Below are 19206 nucleotides of genomic sequence, written 5' to 3'. Positions count from 1 at the left end.
CTTCCCCTTCACGGGTCGAGCGGCCCTCGGGCATGGCCCTCGCCGCCCGCGACTCGCTGATCGGGCATCGGGCCGCGCCGACGGCGTGGCGCGGTTCAGGACGGCCGGGCGGGACGGGCCGCGGCCTGGAGCGGCGCCCCTACCCGGGCATCCGGAGAGGACGCGCCGACCCCGCTGGGCCGAGGTTAGCGGCCCGCCCGAGGTGGATCAACGGCGCGGGGTGGACGGGGCGTTCGAGGGCTGCCGCGGCGCGGTTGAACGCGTTGGACGCGGGTGCGGCGGCGGTGTACTCGTTGCCAGGTCGGATCGGTGCGGACCTGGGGAGTTCTCCGTGGTGGAACAGCAGTCGTCCGGAGCGGGCGAAGGGCGGGCCCGGGTGGCCCTGGTGACCGGTGGCGTGTCCGGGATCGGGCGGGCGGTGGTGGAGGACCTGGTGCGGTACGGACACCGGGTGGTGGTGCTGGACCGGGAGGAGCCGCGGAAGCCGCTGCCCGACGGGGCCACCCTCGTGCTCGGGGACGTGCGCAGCGCCGAGGACAACGAGCGTGCGGTGCGCGCCGCGGTGGAGGCCCACGGCGGGCTGGACGTGCTGGTGGGCAATGCCGGGATCCACGACGGCGGGGTCGCGCTGCGGGACCGCTCCGGGGCCGAACTGGCCGAACTGGCACGGCGGGTGCTCGACGTGGACGTCGTGGGCTACCTGCTGGCGGCCCGGGCGGCGGTGGAGCCGCTGCTGGAGCGGCGCGGCGCGATGGTGTTCACACTGTCCGACGCCTCGTACGTGGTGCGCGGCAACGGTTCGGGGGTGGCCTACGCGATGGCCAAGCACGCCGCGGTCGGGCTGGTCCGGCACTTGGCGGCGGACCTGGCGCCCCGGGTGCGGGTGAACGCGGTGGCCCCGGGCGGTGTCGTGACGGCGCTGCGCGCGGCGGTGGGGGCCGACGGGTCCTCGGAGGTGTTCGGCGATCCGGACGGGATCAGCGCGGTGATCCGCGACTTCAACCCGCTGCGCGCGGTGCTGACGCCCGCCCAACTCGCGCCGCTGTACCGCTTCCTGGCTTCGGACCACGCGCGGGGCATGACGGGCGAGGTCCTCCGGCCGGACGGCGGCCTGGGCGTGCGCTGAACCGGCGGGACGGGGGCGGGGCGCCGGGCTGACGGGACAGGGGCCGACGGGACGGGGGCCGGGCGCCGGGGCCGACGGGACAGAGGCCGACGGGACAGGGGCCGACGGGACAGGGGCCGACGGGACAGGGGCCGACGGGACAGGGGCCGGGCGCCGGCGGGGAGGAGCGCCCGGCCCCCGGCCGTCACACCGGCGGGGGCGTCCAGGTGCCGGGGTCGGGGCGACCGATCAGGGCCGCCGAGACGAGTTCGTCGCGCGCGTTGGCGGTGCCCCAGACGTCGGTGGTCTGGGCGTTGGCCGGATAGATTTTCGGGATCCAGCCGTGTTCCTCGTCGATCACCTGGGCGGCGGTGGTGTACTCCAGCACGAAACCGGAGGACGGCTCCCGGAAATAGGAGAAGGTGTTCTGTCCGACGCCGTGCCGTCCCGGTCCCCAGACCGGGGCAATGCCCGAGCGCATCAGCGAGCCGGTGGCTCGCATGAACTCGTCAAGTCCGTGGACCTCGAAAGCCACGTGGTTGAGGGAGGTGTGCGGGGCGCGGGTGAACGCGATGGTGTGGTGCACCGGGCCCGTGCGCAGAAAGCACATGACGTCCTCCACCCAGTCGGTCACCCGGAATCCCATGACCGTCTCGTAGAACTCACGCGCCACCTGGATATCAGGGGTGTTGAGCACCACGTGGCTGATCCCCTTCGGACGGGTCTCGCCGACGGTCACCGGTGTGAACACCCGCCCCGTCATGTCGGCGGAGACCTCGACCGTCCGGCCGTCGCAGTCCAGGAACCGCACCGCGTGGCCCCCGCCGAGGTCCTGGCGCGGACCGGGTTCGCCGAGCAGCCGGCCGCGCGGGTGGGCGGCCACACGTGCGGCGACGCGGTCCACCTCGGCCGCGGACTCGGCCGCGAGCGCGATCAGGTCGACCCTCGGCTCGTCGGTGGTGCGCAGCCGCAGCACGTGGCTCTCGGGGCAGCCGGCACCGAAATAGATCCGGTCGCCGTCGCGTTCGACGACCTCCAGCTGCCAGCGATTCTCGTAGAATTCCGCGGCGCTCCGGAGATCCGGGACGCCCAGACCGACATGTCGCACGTGCAGAACCATGCTGCTCCCTGGAGACATTGCGATGATTCGCGCAGATGAATAGCGCGGGAAATCACGGGTGAACTCGAACGGAGTGGCCGGAGTTCGACCCGCTTCGCACCCTAGGCGGATTTTCCGGGGAAGTCGACGGTGACCGAACACCCGGCATTCGCACAAAGCGCGGACACACGCTCGGGCGCGGCCGACCGCCCGACCGGCGGCGGGCCGTGCGGGAACGGTGCGGGCGTCAGCACGCCCGCCGTGGCGCTCGGGGCCCACTCCGAGCGCGGCCGCCCGCGCCGCGCCTCCGCCGCGCCCACGGCACCCCACGCCCGTGAGCACACCGCGCGCCCAATCCGCGTGAACCACGCCGACGGCGCTTTGGAATAGACCGAAGCTTTCCGTTGATTCGGCCACCACCGGCGCCGGCCGCACCCGGGAACACGCATGCTTACCCGGCCGCGGGCCGCCTCACACCCGGTTCGGGGCATTGTGCCGGGCACGTCGGGGCACTTGACTGTTCGCAGCTAAATCACGCATTGTCAGGAACATTGACGGGGGGCGACAGCGGGATGCGGACGCTCGGCGGGCGCCGATCCACGGATCGCTCCCAGGAATTGGAATACCCGCTGAACCTCAACGACTTCGGGCACGTTACGGCCTGAGCCGACCCAGGCACGCGTTTCCGGACACGGTTCCGTCACACATGGGGAGTAGCGTCGAGATGAGCACGACTCAGCCTTTCTGTCCCGTCGGCGATCCCACCTCACTGCTGCTGTCGCTCCGGCACGACAAGCTACAGCGAGCCGCCGTCGCCACCGTGCCGATCCGCGCGCTCATCGACGCCGACTCGCCGAGACTGGACGGTGAGGACGGCGAGCACGTCCGGCTGCTCGCCGCGTCCGACGCCAGCTATCCGCCGATCCTGGTGCACCAGCCGTCGATGCGGGTGGTCGACGGCATGCACCGGCTGCGGGCGGCGGAACTGCGCGGTCAGCAGGAGATCGAGGTCCGCTTCTTCCAGGGCAGCGAGGCGGACGTCTTCCTGCTCTCGGTGGCCGCCAACATCAAGCACGGGCTGCCGCTCTCGCTCGCCGACCGCAGCTCGGCCGCCCGGCGGATCTTCGCCACGCACCCCGCCTGGTCGGACCGGATGGTCGCCTCGGTCGCCGGGCTGTCCGCCAAGAAGGTCGCCGAACTGCGCCAGGAGCAGGTGTCCCAGCTGCCCCAACTCACCAGCCGGATCGGCCGCGACGGCCGCTCCCGGCCGCTGGACTGCGCCCAGGGGCGCGAACGGGCCGTCGAGCTGATCGCCCGCAACCCCCAGGCCTCGCTGCGCCAGATAGCCAGGGAGGCCGGCATCTCGCCGGCCACCGCCGCGGACGTGCGCGACCGGCTGCGCCGCGGCGAGGACCCGGTGCCGGCCCGGCGGCGCGGCGGGGCCGAGCGGAGTGCGCCGGCGCGCGAGGCCCCGACCCGGGGCCAGGAGCCCAAGTCCCCGGCGGAGTTGGCCGGGCTGTTCGACCGGCTGCGCAAGGATCCGTCGCTGCGCTTCAACGAGACGGGCCGCACGCTGCTGCGGATGTTCGACGCCTGTCACGCGGTGGTCCGCGAACAGCAGGAGATCGCCCGGCGCCTGCCCGCGCACTGCCGGGTGTCGGTCGTCGAGCTGAGCGCCGGGTGCGCCGGGATCCTCCAGTCGCTGGCCGACAGCCTGCAGCGGGGCGAGGACGCCCGGGCCGCCGGGGCGGTTCAAGCGCGGACGGGCGTCAGTTGAACACCGCTCCGGCGCAACCGCCGCTCCCCGGAACCGAGGTCGACGTGGTCGTGGTCGGCGCCCGGTGCGCGGGCGCCCCGCTGGCGATGCTGCTGGCCAGGCAGGGGCACCGGGTGCTGGTGCTGGAGCGCGACCGCTTCCCCAGCGACACCATGTCCACCCACTGGGTGCAGCGGCCCGGCGTCGAACGGCTCGCCCGCTGGGGCCTGTTGGACGCCCTCACCGCCACCGGCTGTCCGCCGCTGGAACGCGTCAGCCTGGACTTCGGCGGCCTCGCCCTCAGCGGCGCGCCCACCTCCCACGACACGGCCACCGGTCCGGCCGTCACCTACGCACCGCGCCGCACCGTGCTGGACCGGCTGCTCGCCGACGCCGCCCGCGCCGCCGGCGCCGACCTGCGCGAGGGCGTCACCGTACGGGACGTGCTCCGGGAGCCGGCCGGGGCCGCCCCCGTCACCGGCGTGCTCGCCGAGACCGCGGACGGCGGCCGGTTCACCGTCCGGGCCAGGGTGGTGGTCGGGGCCGACGGACGCAACTCGACCGTCGCCCGGGCCGTCGGCGCCCCCATGCTGGTGGACCGCGGCCCGCTCGCCGCCACCGCGTACGCCTACTGGAGCGGACTGCCGGTGGCCGGCGTCGAGGCGCACTTCCGGCCGGGCAGCGGCCTGTCGATGTGGCCCACCCACCACGGCCGCACCGTCGTCGCGCTCAGCCTGCGCCGCGAGGCCTTCCGGGCCTGGGGACGCGACCGGCGGCGCGGCTACCTCGACGCGCTCGCGGGCTTCCCCGGCGCCGCCGAACGGATCGACGCGGCCGAACTCACCGGCCGGGTGCACGGCGCCGCCGGCCTGCGCAACTACTACCGCCAGTCCCACGGCCCCGGCTGGGCCCTGGCGGGCGACGCCGGCCACCACAAGGACCCGATCGCCGCCCGCGGCATCTCCGACGCCTTCACCGACGCCGAGAACCTCGCCGCCGCCCTGCACGACGCCCTCACCGGGAAGCTGCCGCCCGACCGGGCCCTGGCCCGCTACCAGGCCCGGCGGGACGCGGGCTCCGCCGCGATGTTCGAGTTCGCCTGCCGCCAGGCCGCGCTGACCGGGGCCGACGAGCACCTCACCGCCGCCGTGCGGCAGGCGGGAGAGGACCGCGTCGCGGCCGGGCGGCTGCTCGGCGTCTTCGCCGGAGCCCGCAGGCTGGAGGAACTGCTCCCCCGCACCGCCTCCCGCACCGCCACGGACACCCGGTGACGGCAGGAGGGCTGCTCGACTGGCTGCACGCGCCGGACCCGGATCGCGGCATCCGCTTCCTCCGGCCGGAGGGCACGTGGTCGCGGCACCCGTACCCCGAACTGGCCGCCGCCGCCCACACCGTGGCCCGACGGCTGCGGGCGGCGGGCGTGCGGCCGGGCCGGGCGGTGGCCCTGGTGCTCGGTTCCGGGCCGGAGTTCGTCGCGGCCTTCTTCGGCGCGCTGCTGTGCGGGGCGGTGCCGGCGCCGATCGCGCCCCCGGCCACCTTCCAGGACGACACGGCGTACCGCGACCGGCTCGCCGCCCAGCTCACGGTCCTGCGGCCCACGGTGATCCTCACCGGCAGCGATCCGGCCGGTGCCCGCGCGCCGGGCCACGATCGACCGGGCCCCGGCCGGACCGTCCCCAGCCTCGCCGAGCGGCTGCGCCCGCCCGGCGCCGCCCCCGTGCTGGACCTCGCCGCCGCGTGGTCCGACGGCTGCGCCGCCGACACCGCCCCGGCGGGGCGGCCCGCGCCCGCACTCGTCCAGTTCACCTCCGGCTCCAGCGGCCCGGCCCGCGCGGTGGCGGTCTCCGCGCGGGCCCTGGAGGCCAACCTGGCCGCCGTCCGACGCTGGCTCCGCATGGGGCCGCACGACCCCACCGCCAGCTGGCTGCCGTTCCACCACGACATGGGACTGGTCGGCTGCCTGCTCACCCCGGTGACCACCGGCAGCGAGCTGTGGGTGATGCGCCCCGACGACTTCGTCCGCTCACCGCTCACCTGGCTGCGCTGCTTCGGCGAGGGCGAGCACGGCGCGCGGCTCACCGCGACGCCCGCGTTCGGGCTGGCCCACGTGCTGCGCAGGGTCCGTCCGGAGGCGCTGGCGGGGCTGGACTTCCGCCGGTGGCGGGCGGTCATCACCGGTGCCGAGCGGATCGATCCGGCCATCCTCTCCGGCTTCGTCGAGCTGCTCGCGCCGCACGGGTTCCGGGCCGCCTCGATGCTGCCGGCCTACGGACTGGCCGAGGCCACCCTGGCCGTCACCGGCACGCCGCTGACGCAGGAGCCGCGCACGCTGCGGGTGGACCGGGGCACGCTGCGCAGCGGCCGGCCGATCCGGCCGGCCGGCCCGGACGTCCCGGCGGAACGACGGCTCGAACTCGTAGGCTGCGGGGAGCCGTTGCTACCGGACGGCCGGGTCCGGGTGGTCGACCACCGGGGTCGGGAGCTGCCGCCGGGCCGGGTCGGCGAGATCGTCTGCGCCGGGCCCTCGATCGCCGACGGCTACCTCCGAGCCGGCGCCACCACCGGCCCCGGCCCCGACCCCACCGCCTTCGGACCCGCCGGACTCCGCACCGGGGACAGCGGTTTCCTGTACGAAGGTCAGCTCTACGTCCTCGGTCGCCTCGGGGACAGCCTGAAGCAGCGGGCCCGGACCGTCTTCGCCGAGGACCTGGAGGCGGTGCTGACGGGCATCGCGGAGCTGCGGCACCGGCGCCCGGCCGTGCTGCTGGGCGTCCTGGACGGCGTGGACACGGCGGTGGCGGTGGTCGAGGGTCGGACCGGGGGCTGGGTCGCGGCGGCCGTCGAGCGGCTACGGCGCCGGCTGGACGGGGCGGAGGTCGTGGTGGTGGCCGGTCCGCCCGGCCTGATCCGCCGCACGTCCAGCGGCAAGCCCCGGCGGCGGCCGATGTGGGACGCCTTCGCGGCGGGCACGCTGGGCGGACGGGTGGTGGCCGGGCGGGTGCTGGTCGGACCGGTGCTGTGCGGCGAGGCGGTGGGCGCCGAGGGGGTGGACGGCGGCCCGGGCAGCTGACCGGGTCACCGCCCCCACCCCTCAGGCGAGTTCCGCCCGCAGCACGGCCGCCACCGCGCCCGCGTCCTCCAGCAGCAGGTTGTGCCCGCCGGGCAGCAGGTCGAGACGGAACCCGCCGGTGGTGAAGCGCGACCACGCCGCCACGTCCTCCTCGGCCACCGAGCGGTCCGCCACGCCGAGCAGGGCGAGCACCGGCGCCGCGATCGGATCGGCCGTGTAGGCGTGCCGCTCGATGGCCTCGTAGTCGGCCCGCAGCGCGGGCAGGACCAGCTCGCGCAGTTCGGGCTGGCGCAGGACCGCCTCGGGCAGGTAGCCGTCCCGCGCCACCTGGGTCAGGAACTCCTCGTCGGGCAGCCGCCAGGTGTGGACCGGAGGGATCCGGTCCGGGGCCTGCTGGGCCGACAGGACGAAACCGGCCAGCCGGCCCGGGGGCAGCCGACGGGCCGTCTCGTAGGCGAACACCGCGCCGCCGCAGTGGCCGTAGAACAGCAGCCGACGCCCGTCCGCGTGCGCGGCCACCTGCTCGGCGAGGCCGTCGCACAGGGGCTCGAGCTCGGTGTACGCCTCCTCGTCCATCCGCGACTCGCGCCCGGGCAGCCGCACCGCCACCGCCTGGCAGACGTCGCCCAGTTCCCGGCACAGCGGCTTGACCGCGGCGGCGCCCGCCCCGGCGTGCGGAAACGCGTACAGCACCGTTCCGGCGGAGGGCTGCCCGGATATCTCCACCAGCCATCGATGTTTTCCCATGGACGGCATGATAGGAAATTCCGTCGACCACTGTCCGCCGTAAGGTCAAACGCGGCTTTACCCCTCTGCCGCCAGCCTTCAGACTTTCTCCCGAACCGTCCGACGTGGAGAATTGGAGCGCTGAATGCATGGTCCGCAGCTCAGGGTGGCACTCGTGCAGCAGGGCGTCTGGGACATGCCGCTGGAATCCATGCCGCTGGCCTCCGGATACCTGAAGGCCATGATTCAGGAGGATCCCGGACTGCGGTCCCGCACGGCGGTCGAGATCTGCAACTTCCGCGGCCGGGTCACGCACGGGGAGATGGCCCACCGGCTGTTCCGGGGGGAGCTCCCGGACCTCGTCGGATTCTCCGTCCTGGGCTGGAACGTGCGGGCCTTCGGGGCACTCGCCGCGACTTACCGCCAATTGCAGCCGGACGGCTGGGTGGTGTTCGGCGGCACGCACGTCAGCGGCCAGGCGGAGCGGGTGTTCCGGCTCCACCCGGAGGTCGACGTGATCGTCAACGGCGAGGGCGAGCTGACGTTCCCGGAGCTGGTCCGGGCCCGCCGGGACGGCCTTTCCCGGCACGAACTCGACGACGTCGCCGGGATATCCTTCCGGCGTGCCGACGGCACCGTCGTGACCACCCCCGACCGGCCCCGGATCGAGAACCTCGACATCATTCCCTCCCCCTTCCTGACGGGCGCGATCGACCTGCTCGACGGGGCCGGGAACTTCCGTTACGACGTCGCCCTGATCGAGACCAACCGCGGCTGCCCGTACAAATGCGCCTTCTGCTACTGGGGCGGCGCCGTCGGGCAGCGCGTGCGGGCCTTCTCGCGCGAACGGCTGCGCGCCGAACTCGAACTCTTCGGCAAACTCGGCGTCCACACCGTGGTGGCCTGCGACGCGAACTTCGGGATGCTGCCGATCGACCTCGAACTGGTCGAGGACCTGATCTCCGTCAACCGGCGGCTGGGATTTCCCCGGGCCTTCGAGACGTCCTGGGCGAAGAACAAGTCCAAGGTGTTCTACGAGATCGTACGGCGGATGAAGAAGGCCGGGCTGCGCAGCTCCTTCACCCTCGCGCTGCAGTCGCTCAGCCCGGACGCCCTGGACTCGATGCGCCGGCGCAACATGAAGGTCAACGACTGGCGGGAGCTGGTCGAGTGGCTCGGCCGCGAGGGCCTGGACTGCTACGCCGAGCTGATCTGGGGCGCGCCGGGCGAGACGGTCGAGTCCTTCCTGCGCGGCTACGACGAACTCGCCGAGCACGTCTCGCGGATCGCCGTCTACCCGATCATGCTGCTGCCCAACACGGAGTACTCGGAGCAGAAGGAGGTCCACGGGATCGTCGCGCTGCGCGGCGACCACGACGACTTCGAGTACGTGCTGGCGCACCGCACCATGACCTTCGAGGACAACGCCCGGATGCAGCGCTTCCTGTTCTGGGCCCGCGTGGTGGCCGAGAACGCCGTGCTGCGGCACTGCTGGCTGCCGCTGCGGCGGCTGGCCGGGTGGACCCAGTCCGAGGTCCTGGACAGCCTGGCCGACTGGATCGACACCACCCCGGCGCCCGAGGCCGCGCCGCTGCGCGAGGCGGCCGCGCGGGCCCACGGCGGCGGCGCCCCGGCCTACGCGGCGGCGATCGGCTACCTGTTCACCGAGCGGGCGGGCCGCACGGCGCTCGAACGGTGGTGGAGCGAGGCGGTGAGCCCGCGGCTGGGCGCGGAGCACCGGGCGTTCCTCGATGAGGTGTTCCGCTACGACCTGCTGACCCAGCCGGTCGTGGCGGACCAGGAGGCGCTGGTCGAGGAGGTGGCGGGCCGAGGCTACTTCCGGCGCGCCGGGGTGACGTTCAGCCACAACGTCCCGGCGGCCCTGGCCCTGATGCGGGCGGGGCAGGAGCCGGACCTCGGACCCGACCCGACCTGTCTGGACCTCTACTACCGCAGCGGCGCGCTGAACGCGGTGCGCTCCACGAACCACGAGGAGATCGTCCACTTCATGGGCGAGCCCCGGCCGGCCGGCGCGGCGTTCTGAGCGGTGCCCCCACCACGACGGGCGGTGGCGGGAGCCCCCCGCCACCGCCCGTTCCGTCGGTTCCGCCCGCTCCGTCCGGCGCCACCGCCCGTCGCGGCGTGCCTGCGGGACGGACCCGCTCAGAGCAGCCGCAGCAGCGCCGCCCGGTCCACCTTGCCGGTGTCGCGCACCGGGAACGCGTCCACCGCCAGCACCCGCGCGGGCACCAGGTGCTCGGGCAGCCGGGTGCGCAGGAAGGCCCGGGCCTCCTCGGGGGACGGCCCGTCGGGCGCCGGCACGTAGAAGCCGGCCAGGTCCCGGCTGCCGGAGAGGTCGACGGTGGTAACGAGCGCGGCCCGGACCCCCGGGCACTGGTGCAGGGCGTGCTGCACCTCGCCGAGTTCGATCCGGTGGCCGCGCACCTTGACCTGGTCGTCCAGTCGGCCGAGGAACTCCAGGTTGCCGTCGGGCAGCCAGCGGGCGCGGTCACCGGTGCGGTACATCCGTCCGCCGGGCTCCGGGGAGCCGGGTTCGGGGCGGAAGGAGGCGGCGGTCAGGGCCGCCCGGCCCGCGTAGCCCACCGCGACGCAGGCTCCGGCGATGTAGAGGTCTCCGGGCTCCCCCACGGGCACGGGCCGCAGGGCGGCGTCGAGCACGTGGTAGCGGGCGTTGTCCATCGGGCGCCCGTACGGGATGCTCGGCCAGGCCGGGTCCACCTCGCCCACCGGGAAGGCGTTGGACCAGACGGTGCACTCGGTGGCGCCGCCGAGAGCCACCACCTCGGCGCTGGGGAAGGCGGCGCGGATCTCGTCCGGGAGGGTCAGCGGCACCCAGTCGCCGCTCAGGAGCACCAGGCGCAGCGATCCCCGGCCGTCGGCGGGGCGGCCGTCGAGGAAGGGGGTGAGCATCGCGAGCGCGGCCGGTGCCGAGTCCCACAGGGTGATCGGTTCGGCCTCCAGCAGGTCGATCAGCACCTCCGGCTCGGCGATCTCCGGCTGGGTCGCCAGGTGGACGGAGCCGCCCGCGGCCAGCGTCCCGAACAGGTCGTAGACGGACAGGTCGAAGCAGAACGACGCGACCGCGAGCAGGCGGTCCCCGGGGCCGACCGCCCAGGTCCGGTTCAGCCAGTCGATCAGGTTGACGACCTGACGGTGCTGGACCATGACGCCCTTGGGCTTGCCGGTGGAGCCGGAGGTGAAGACGGCGTAGCCGAGGTCGTCCGCGGTGACGGTGCCGGGCGGCAATGGTGCGGCGGGCCGGGCCTCGATGTCGGCGCCGGTCCACACCCGGCCGGGCCGAACGGCGGGAGCCGCGCCCTCGCCGACCGCGATGAACGCGTCGTACCGGTGGGAGAGTTCGCCGGCGAAGTCCGCCGCGCGGCGGCGGCGCACCTCGACCCCGGAGACCAGCGGCAGCAGCCGCGGGAGCCGTTCCAGCAGGGCGGGCGGGATCCGCAGGCCGGCGTGGGCCTCCAGGCCGGGGTCGATGAGGTCCGCCAGCAGCAGCGTGCCGCCCGGGCGCAGCATCGGCAGCAGGCCCCGGAGGGTTTCCAGGAAGTAGTCCAGGTCCGGGAGGAACTGGACGGTGCTCGCCATGATCGCCAGATCGAAGCGGCCGGACACGGCCCGCGGCACCTCGTGGGCGTAGCAGACCGCGCCCTCTGCGGCGTAGCCGCCCGCCGCCGCGGCGGCCAGGTTGCGCTTGACGGCCACCGAGGACGGGTCGACCGCCACGTAGCGGGCTGCGGTGGGGGCCAGCGCCTCGGTGATCAGGCCGGAGCCGCAGCCCACCTCCAGGATCCGGGCGCCCTCCCCGGCGGCCTCGCGGCCCAGCCGGGCGACGTGGTCGCGGTAGCCCGTCACGTCGCCCGGCCGGTAGGGGCGTTCGGAGCGGCGCAGGTTGAAGCCGGCCGCCTCCAGCGGGTCGGGTTCGCCGGAGAGGAAGTCGAAGAACTCCTCGACCATCTCGCGGTCCAGCACCTCCGCCCAGGTGTCCTCCGCGCTGATCTCGGGACAGATCACCTCGCGCACCGAGGGCACGTCCCAGCGTAGTTCCTGGACGGCCTTGAGCCGGGCGCGGCCGGCGACGACGCAGCTCACCCCGAGGTCGGTGAGCAGTTCGAGGGCGCGGGCCCGGGGCCAGGCCGGATCGATCGGCACGTAGGCGGCGCCGGACTTGAGCACCGCCACCAGCGAGGCGGCGGCCGCTGGGGTGCGGTCGGCGTACAGCGCCACGTACGAGCCGCGCCCGATGCCGCGCTCGGCCAGCAGACGGGCCAAGCGGTCGGACCAGGCGTCGAGTTCGCGGTGGGTCCAGGCGGTGCCGTCGCTCGCCACCAGGGCAGGCCGGTCGGGGTGGGCCCGGGCGGCGGCCCGGAGCAGGTCCGGGACGGTCGCGGTGTCGGGGAAGGGGCGGGCGGTGGCGAACCACTGCGGCGGGGGCAGGTGGCGGTCCGGTCCGGTCATGAGGCGCCGGCCTCCTTCTCCTCGCCCAGGACCAGCCCGCGGGCCGCGAGCGCCCCGGCGAGGTCCGCGACGGTCGGGTGGTCGAAGAACATCCGCAGCGGCAGCCGGACGCCGACCTGCCGGCCGATCCCGGCCATGATCCGGGCGACCAGCAGCGAGTGGCCGCCGATCGCGAAGAAGTCGTCCTCGTCACCGAAGTCGTCGCGCCCCAGCGCGGCCGCCCAGCCGGCCCGGACCAGGGCGGTGGCGGAGGGGACGGAATCGGCTGTTGACACTAGTGGCCTCCTGCGAGTGGGTGCGCGCGGTCCGCGGCGGGGACCGTCGCGAGCGTGGACACGATGGCCGTCAGGCCGGTCAGGACGCGGTCGAGCAGCCGTCGGACGTCCGCCTCCGGGTGCGCGGCCGCGTTGTGGCGAACCCGCACCAGCAGCCGGTCGTCGATCAGCAGGGCGCTGACCTCCAGCGGGTAGGGGCGCGGGTTGTCGGGGCCTCGGTCGCCGGTGTCGGCGAGCGGCAGCGGGGTCAGCAGCCGGCCCTCGGCGGCCCCGCCTCCGCCTCCGCCTCCGCCGACCAGACGGCCGGCGCGGCCCAGGTAGTTGACGTTGACGGTCGCGGGCGGGCGCGCCGCCAGCCGCTCGCGCACCGCGGGATCGCTCGCGGCGTAGCGGAGCAGGCCGTGGCCGAGGCCCTCGGCGGGCAGCCCGCGCAGCAGCGTGCGGACCGTACGGTAGGTGGCGGCGGCTCCCGCCGCGCCGGCCGAGCGGTCCGGTGTGACCGTCACCGGATGGACGGCGGTGAACCAGCCCACGGTGCGGCTGAGGTCGACGTCCGGGAACAGCTCGGCCCGGCCGTGCGTCTCGACGTCCAGCACCACCTGGGGCTCACCCGTGCACTCGGCCACCGCCTGGGCGACGGCCGCGAGCAGCACGTCCTGCGCGCGGTCCCGCCCGCGGCCACCGGTGGCGGCCAGCAGCGCGGCGGTGACCGAGGCGGGCAGCGCGGCCTCGGCGAGGGCGGCTTGGCGTTCCGTGCCGGCATCGGGGCGGGCGGCCGGGTGGGCGATGGGGCCGCTCCAGCGGTCCGTTTCGGCCCGGAGGGCGACGGTGTCGGCGTGGGCGCGCAGCCGGGCCGTCCACTCGGCGAAGGGCGTGGTGGGCTCGGGCAGGCGCACCTCCTCCCCTGCGAGCAGCTGCTCGCAGGCCCGGCCGAGGTCGTCCAGCAGGATCTGCCAGGAGACGAAGTCGACGACGAGGTGGTGGGCGGTGAGGAGGAGGCGCAGACCGGGGCCGTCACTCCCGGGGAGGAACACGGCGGCGAACAACGGGCCGTCGGCGAGGTCCAGTTCGGCCTGCGCGCGGGCGGCGGCGGCCGCCGGATCATGGCCGTCCACCGCGCTCGTGGCGTCGATGACGCGGACCGGCTCGGCGTCGGGCCGTAGGGTCTGGTGCCAGCCGTCCTCCTCCCGGTGGTAGCGCAGCCGCAGGGCCGGGTGGTGTCCGGCGACGGCGAGCAGGGCCCGATGCAGCAGGGCCGTGTCCAGACCGGGGTCGGCGCGCAGCAGCAGCGTCTGGTTCCAGTGCTGCGGCTGGACGAGCGGCAGTTCCAGGAACCACTGCTGGACGGGCGCGAGCGGGACCTCCGCGGGGCCTTCCGGCGGCGAGGGGGTGACGGCGCCCGGGGCTGCCGTCCGCTCGGCCACCGCGGCGAGTTCGCGCACCGTCGGGTGGGTGAAGATCTGCCGGGGGGTGATCCGCAGACCGGCCTCGGCGGCCCGGGAGACGATGCTCATGCTGGTGATCGAGTCGCCGTCGAGGTCGAAGTAGTCGTCCTCCGGACCGACCTCCTCGACGCCCAGCACCTCGGCCCAGATCCGGGCGAGCACGGCCTCCACCGGGTCGGGCGCGGCGGCCGGGCGGTCCGGCGCCTCGCTCCGGGGGCGTGCCGGCGATGACGGGCCGATCCGGGCGGTCTTGCCGTTCCGGGCCGTCTTGCCGTTCCGGGCCGTGGGCAGGCGGTCGGTCAACAGCACCTCGGTGGGCAGCAGGTACTCGGGCAGCAGCTCACGCAGGGCCTCCCGCAGCCGGGGCGCCGGCCGCCCGGCGGGCCGTTCCACGGCCACCCGCGCGACCACGCCGGCGTCCTCCGCCACGGCGACGGCGCCCAGCACCCCGGGCAGCCCCAGCAACGCGGCCTCCACCCGGCCGGGCGGCACTCGGTAGCCGTTGCGCCTGGTGAGATCGGCGGTGCGGCCCAGCACGACGATCCCTCCGTCGGGCAGGTGGCAGGCGAGGTCACCGGTGGGGACCGGTTCGTCGTCCGGGAAGCGGGTCACCCACAACTCCCCGGCCACCCCGGCCGGCGTCGGGCGACCGACGTCGTCGAGCACCCGGGCGGTCATCCCGGCCAGCGGCCGCCCGACGGCGAGCGGGCGGAACGGGTCGGTGGCGGGCAGGTCGTCGGCGAGGACCTCCCGGGCGCAGACCACGGGCGCGGTCTCCGCGCTGCCGTAGCCGTGCAGCAGGCGGGGGTGGGGACTGGCCGCCCGCCACCGCGCCGCGATCGCCGGGGTGAGCGGCTCACCGGTGACGAGCAGGGTGCGCACCGTGGGCTCGCGGCCGGACGCGGCGAGCTCGGGAAGGAGCCCGGCCAGCTCGGTCGCAGTGACGGTGACCAGGTCGAACGGATCGTCGGCGCAGAGGAGTTGGGAGAGACGAACAGCGGGGGCGGAGGTGGCGGCGAGCACCACGGTGCCGCCCCCTCCGAGCGCGGCGAGCGACCTGGCCAGCACCTGGTCGGCGCTCAGCGTGCCGTGCACCAGGATGCGGGCGGCCGGGCCGGTCTGCCCGGCGAGCCAGCGCACCCAGGCGGCCAGCGCGCCGTGCGGCTGCACCACGGCCCTGGGCTCACCGGTCACGCCGGAGCTGCGCAGCACCAGCGCCGGATCGCCGGGCCGGGCTGGCGCCGGCTCGGCCCGGCCGGCCTCGCCCGCTTCCTCCGGGCAGCACACCGGCACCGGCAGCTCGCCGAGTTCGGCGCGGCCCGCCGCCGTGGTGATCAGCAGGTCCGCGTTCGCGCAGGCCCTGCGGACCTCGGCGGCGGTGTCGAGCGGCTCGGCGACCGCGCCGCTCCACAGCACGGCGAGCCCGGCGGCCACCAGCCCCGCGGGCCGCTCCGGCAGCCAGAGCAGGACGCGCGCACCCGGTTCCAGGCCCTGCGCGCCGATCCGGCCCGCCAGTTCCCGGGTACTGTCGGCCACCTGGCGGTACGTCAGTGTGTCGGCGCCGGCCACGAGGGCGGCCCGCGCCGGGTGGGAGCGCGCCAGCTCGCCGATCGCCTCCGGCAGCGCGGGTGCCGGACCCACCGGACCCGCCGGACCCCCCGGACCCGCAGGATCGGCGGCGTCCGGCAAGGCGCCGTCGCCTCCCGCGCCCAGCTCCGCCAGTGGCAGCTCCGGCCGCTCCAGCAGCCGCCCCACCCACGCCTCGAACTCGGCCGCGAAGCGCTCGATGGTGGCCGCCTCGTAGAGGTCGGTGTTGTACTCCCAGGCGATGGCCACCGTGTCCGCGGACTCGTGGACCGCGCCGGAGAGGTCGTAGACCACGCCCCGGCGCCGCAGCGGCAGCGACTCCAGCGTGAGCGAGCCGAGCCGCAGTTCCTGGCCGGCCCCGGACAGGAAGCGGCTCACGGCCAGCATCGCGCCGTCCTGGGCCTTGTTCTGGCCGAAGCCGATCTCCACCAGCGGCGCCCGGCTGCGGTCGCGCCGGCGGCCGGGGTGTTCGGCGGCCAGCCGCTCCACGACCGTCGCGAACGGCAGTTGCTGGTGTTCCAGGCCCGCCAGCAGGCCACGGCCGGTGGCGGCGAGGAGGTCGGTGAACGGACGCTGCGGGTCCACCACCGTGCGGCACACCACCGGATTGACGAAGTAGCCGACCACGTCGGCGAATTCGGAGCGCTGGCGGTTGGTGGTGATGGTCGCGACGGCGATGCCCCGCTCGCCGGTCCAGGCGTGCAGGTGGCCCTGGAAGGCGGCGAGGAGGACGGTGTAGACGGTGCTGCCGTGGCGGCGGGCGAACTCCTGGAGGGCCTTGACGAGCGGCTGGTCGAACGCGTGGACATGCAGGGCGCCGCGCTGGGTCTGGACGACCGGGCGGGGCCGGTCGGCGGGCAGTTCGAGGGCGGGCGGCGGGTCGGCGAGCAGGTCGCGCCAGTACGCCCAGTCGCGGTCGGCCACCGGGCCGGCGAGGGTTTCGGCCTGCCAGCGGACGTAGTCGGGATAGCTGTGCCGGGGCGCGGGCTGGTACAGCTCGCCGTCGGCGGCGTGGGCGGCGGCGAGGTCGCGCAGCAGGGCGACGGTGGACCAGAAGTCGGTGGCGATGTGGTGCACCGTCACGAGCAGGACCGGGCCGTCGGCGGCCCCGAGGTAGAGCCGGACCCGCAGCGGCGTCTCGTGCTCCAGATCGAAGGGGCGGAACGCCGCCGCGCTCAGTCGCTCCGTCCGGTCGGGCCACTCGGGCGGGACGGTGAGCACCGCGAAGTCCACCTCGGCGTGCTCGGCGACGCGCTGGACGGGGCGGCCGTCGCGCAGCGCGAAGGTGGTGCGCAGGGCGGGGTGGCGGTCGACGAGCGTCTGGAAGGCGCGGCGCAGGGTCGCCGGGTCGCAGTGGGAGGTGATCCGGGCCGCGAAGCTCTGGTTGTAGGCGGCGGCCTGCGGGACGAGTTGGTCGGCGTGCCAGATCGCGGACTGGTTGTGGGAGAGCGGGAATTCGCCGGCGACGGGGCCGCGGGTGACGAGCGCCTCGGTGGGGCCTGCGGTGTCGTGGGCGAGGCGGCGCGCGAGGGTGTCGAGACTGGCGCCGCCGAGGAGTTCGGGCAGGCCGACGGTGCGGCGCAGGTCGTCCTGGACGGCCATCTTGAGGCGCAGGGCGGCCAGCGAGTCGAGACCCTGGGCGCGCAGCGGCGCGGCCGGGTCGAGCCGTTCGGGCGGGACGGCCAGCAGGGTGGCCGCGCGCCGGCGGAGGAGTTCGGTGAGCAGGCGGGTGCGCCGCCCCGCGTCCGGCTCCTGCCGGATCGCCGTGGTCGAGGGGTCCTCGGCGGCGAGGCCCTCGGCGTCGACGAGGGCGGCGAGTTGGGCGGTCAGGCGGCCGCGCCGGAGCTTGCCGAGTTCGGTGCGCGGCAGGCTGTCGACGGTCTCGAAGCGCGTGGGCACCTTGTGCCGGACGAGGCGGGCGCGGCAGTGCGCACGCAGCTCCTCGGCGGTGACCGGGCCGTCGACGCCCGGGACGACGGCGGCGACGAGGAGGTCTCCGCCCCCGGCCAGGGGGACGCCCACCACGGCCGCGGCGCGCACCGCCGGGTGCGCCTCCAGCACCTCCTCGACCTCGACGGGATTGACCTTGTGGCCTCCCGTGTCGACCAGGATCCGTTTGCGCCCGGTGAGGTGGAGGCGGCCGTCCTCGTCGAGCCGGCCCAGGTCGCCGGTCAGGTAGCGCTCCGGCCCCGGGCGCAGCAGGGTGCCGCCGGGGGCGAGTTCGCCGAGCATGACGGACCGGCTGGTGACGGCGATGTCGCCGACGCTGCCGGCCGGCAGGGCGTGGCCGTGCTCGTCCAGCACCTCGACCCGCACGCCGTTCAGGGGGCGGCCGACCGACTCGGGGACGAAGCCGTCGGGGTCGCAGTCCCAGCTGACGCTGCCGGCCTCGGTGCTGCCGTAGGTCTGGCGGACGGGCACGCCGAACCGGGCGCGGAACCGCTCCCGGATGGCGGGCGGCAGGAAGTTGCTGCCGGAGAGGCAGAGCCGGACGGAGGAGAGGTCGGCGGGGCGGTCCTCGGGCCAGTCGGCGAGGGCGCCGAGCAGGTAGGGCACGGAAGGCAGGACGGTGACGCGGTGGCGGGCGACGGTCGCGAGCACGTCGGCGGGGTCGGGGCCGCCGGGGTGCGACGCGCCGGCCGGCTCGGGCAGGACGAGGGTGGCGCCGGCCAGCACCGCGACGAGCATGCAGCAGAACTGGCCGAGCGCGTGGTACAGCGGCACCGGGCAGAGCAGGACGTCGGCGGGGGTGACGGCGGCGCTGACGATGATGTGGTCGGCCTCGGCCAGCTGGTTGTCCTGGCTGCGGCAGATCCGCTTGGGTTCGCCGGTGGAGCCGGAGGAGTAGGCGAGCACCCATGCCCGGTCGGGGTCGGCCGGCCGGGCGGGCACCGCTTCGGCGCGGGCCAGCTCGTCGAAGGCGTGACCGCCCGCCGCCCGGCCGCCGACCACCACCAGGGCGGCCGACGGGGCGAGTTCGGACCAGCGGGCGGCCAGGGCCGCCGTGGTGACCACCACGTCCGGCTGCCCCTCGGCCAGCACCCGGCGGTACTCGGCCTCCGTGAGGCCTGGGTCCAGCGCCAGCACGCGCGCGCCCAGACCTGCGGTGGCGAAGTAACCGACCACGAACTCCGGGCAGTTGGGCAGCGCCAGCAGCAGCAGACCGTCCGGCCCGAGGCCCAGGGCGTGCAGTCCGCCGCGCACCCGGGCTATCCGGTCGGCCAGCTCCCGGTGCGTGATCCGCCGCTCACCGTGGATCAGCGCGATCCGCGCGGGTTCGCGGTCCGCCACGGCGTTCAGCCGTTCGTCGATCACGCCGCTCCCCCGCTCGTCTCGGCCCGGGCCAGCTCGCCGAGCACGTAGTCCTGGACGTCGCTGAGGCGGCGGATGAGCCGGGCCCGCTCCCGGTCGATCGGCGGCAGGCCGTACTCGTCCTCCAGCGCGAAGGCCAGTTCGAGCAACGCGAGGGAGTGGTAGCCGAGTTCGTCGACCAGCTCCGGGTCGGGCCGGTCGGCGAGGCCCTGGTCGGGCGCCATGCCGATCACGATGTCGCGGATGTCCTGCCGGGTCTCTTCCGCGGTGCGCTGGCTCATGGGTCTCTCCTGTCGGAGGGGGTCTGACGTCTGACGTCTGACGCCTGGCGGATACGGGGCCG

Annotated in this window: 11 protein-coding genes; 5 read left to right on the top strand and 6 right to left on the bottom strand. The window is 75.2% G+C overall.

The window, feature by feature from the left end; translation table 11 throughout:
- The first annotated feature begins 331 nt into the window (after positions 1-331).
- Positions 332-1126: an SDR family oxidoreductase gene (locus tag ACZ4WV_RS22720; RefSeq protein WP_465749487.1), complete on the top strand. Its 795-nt coding sequence runs from the start codon at positions 332-334 to the stop codon at positions 1124-1126.
- 184 nt (positions 1127-1310) lie between these two features.
- Here the strand turns inward: ACZ4WV_RS22720 and ACZ4WV_RS22715 are convergent, their stop codons facing one another.
- On the bottom strand, positions 1311-2225 hold the full coding sequence (locus ACZ4WV_RS22715; protein WP_465749485.1) for a VOC family protein: 915 nt from the start codon (positions 2223-2225) through the stop codon (positions 1311-1313).
- Positions 2226-2928: 703 nt separating this feature from the next.
- Here ACZ4WV_RS22715 and ACZ4WV_RS22710 point away from each other — a divergent pair.
- From ACZ4WV_RS22710 to ACZ4WV_RS22700, 3 genes are read left to right on the top strand one after another with little or no spacing between them, the layout of a single operon-like run.
- Positions 2929-3981, top strand: coding sequence for a transcriptional regulator (locus tag ACZ4WV_RS22710; RefSeq protein ID WP_465749481.1), 1053 nt, complete (start codon positions 2929-2931; stop codon positions 3979-3981).
- Positions 3978-5231: an FAD-dependent oxidoreductase gene (locus ACZ4WV_RS22705; RefSeq protein WP_465749479.1), complete on the top strand. Its 1254-nt coding sequence runs from the start codon at positions 3978-3980 to the stop codon at positions 5229-5231. Before ACZ4WV_RS22710 ends, ACZ4WV_RS22705 begins: the two co-directional genes overlap by 4 nt.
- Positions 5228-7030 (top strand): AMP-binding protein, encoded by a 1803-nt coding sequence (locus tag ACZ4WV_RS22700; RefSeq protein WP_465749477.1) that lies wholly within the window; start codon positions 5228-5230, stop codon positions 7028-7030. Before ACZ4WV_RS22705 ends, ACZ4WV_RS22700 begins: the two co-directional genes overlap by 4 nt.
- Positions 7031-7051: 21 nt before the next feature.
- On the opposite strand, the gene ACZ4WV_RS22695 is transcribed toward ACZ4WV_RS22700, so the two are convergent.
- Positions 7052-7777, bottom strand: coding sequence for a thioesterase II family protein (locus ACZ4WV_RS22695; protein ID WP_465749475.1), 726 nt, complete (start codon positions 7775-7777; stop codon positions 7052-7054).
- A 124-nt stretch (positions 7778-7901) separates the two neighbouring features.
- Between ACZ4WV_RS22695 and ACZ4WV_RS22690 the strand changes: the two genes are divergently transcribed.
- Positions 7902-9800: a KedN5 family methylcobalamin-dependent radical SAM C-methyltransferase gene (locus ACZ4WV_RS22690; RefSeq protein ID WP_465749474.1), complete on the top strand. Its 1899-nt coding sequence runs from the start codon at positions 7902-7904 to the stop codon at positions 9798-9800.
- A 119-nt stretch (positions 9801-9919) separates the two neighbouring features.
- Here the strand turns inward: ACZ4WV_RS22690 and ACZ4WV_RS22685 are convergent, their stop codons facing one another.
- From ACZ4WV_RS22685 to ACZ4WV_RS22670, 4 genes are read right to left on the bottom strand one after another with little or no spacing between them, the layout of a single operon-like run.
- Entirely contained in the window at positions 9920-12244 is a 2325-nt protein-coding gene (locus ACZ4WV_RS22685) for an amino acid adenylation domain-containing protein (RefSeq protein WP_465749472.1), read from the bottom strand.
- A complete protein-coding gene (locus ACZ4WV_RS22680; protein WP_465749470.1) occupies positions 12241-12519 on the bottom strand; it encodes an acyl carrier protein in 279 nt (92 codons plus the stop codon). The genes ACZ4WV_RS22685 and ACZ4WV_RS22680 overlap by 4 nt, the downstream gene beginning before the upstream one ends.
- Positions 12519-18866 carry a condensation domain-containing protein gene (locus ACZ4WV_RS22675; RefSeq protein WP_465749468.1) on the bottom strand — a complete coding sequence of 2116 codons (6348 nt, stop codon included), beginning with the start codon at positions 18864-18866 and terminating at the stop codon, positions 12519-12521. Before ACZ4WV_RS22675 ends, ACZ4WV_RS22680 begins: the two co-directional genes overlap by 1 nt.
- A complete protein-coding gene (locus tag ACZ4WV_RS22670) occupies positions 18863-19144 on the bottom strand; it encodes a hypothetical protein (RefSeq protein WP_465749466.1) in 282 nt (93 codons plus the stop codon). The genes ACZ4WV_RS22675 and ACZ4WV_RS22670 overlap by 4 nt, the downstream gene beginning before the upstream one ends.
- Positions 19145-19206 lie beyond the last annotated feature (62 nt).

The organism is Kitasatospora sp. NPDC029312 (assembly GCF_055569215.1).
Note: the sequence above shows the minus strand (reverse complement) of the source record. Positions and strands in the feature narration are given on the sequence as shown.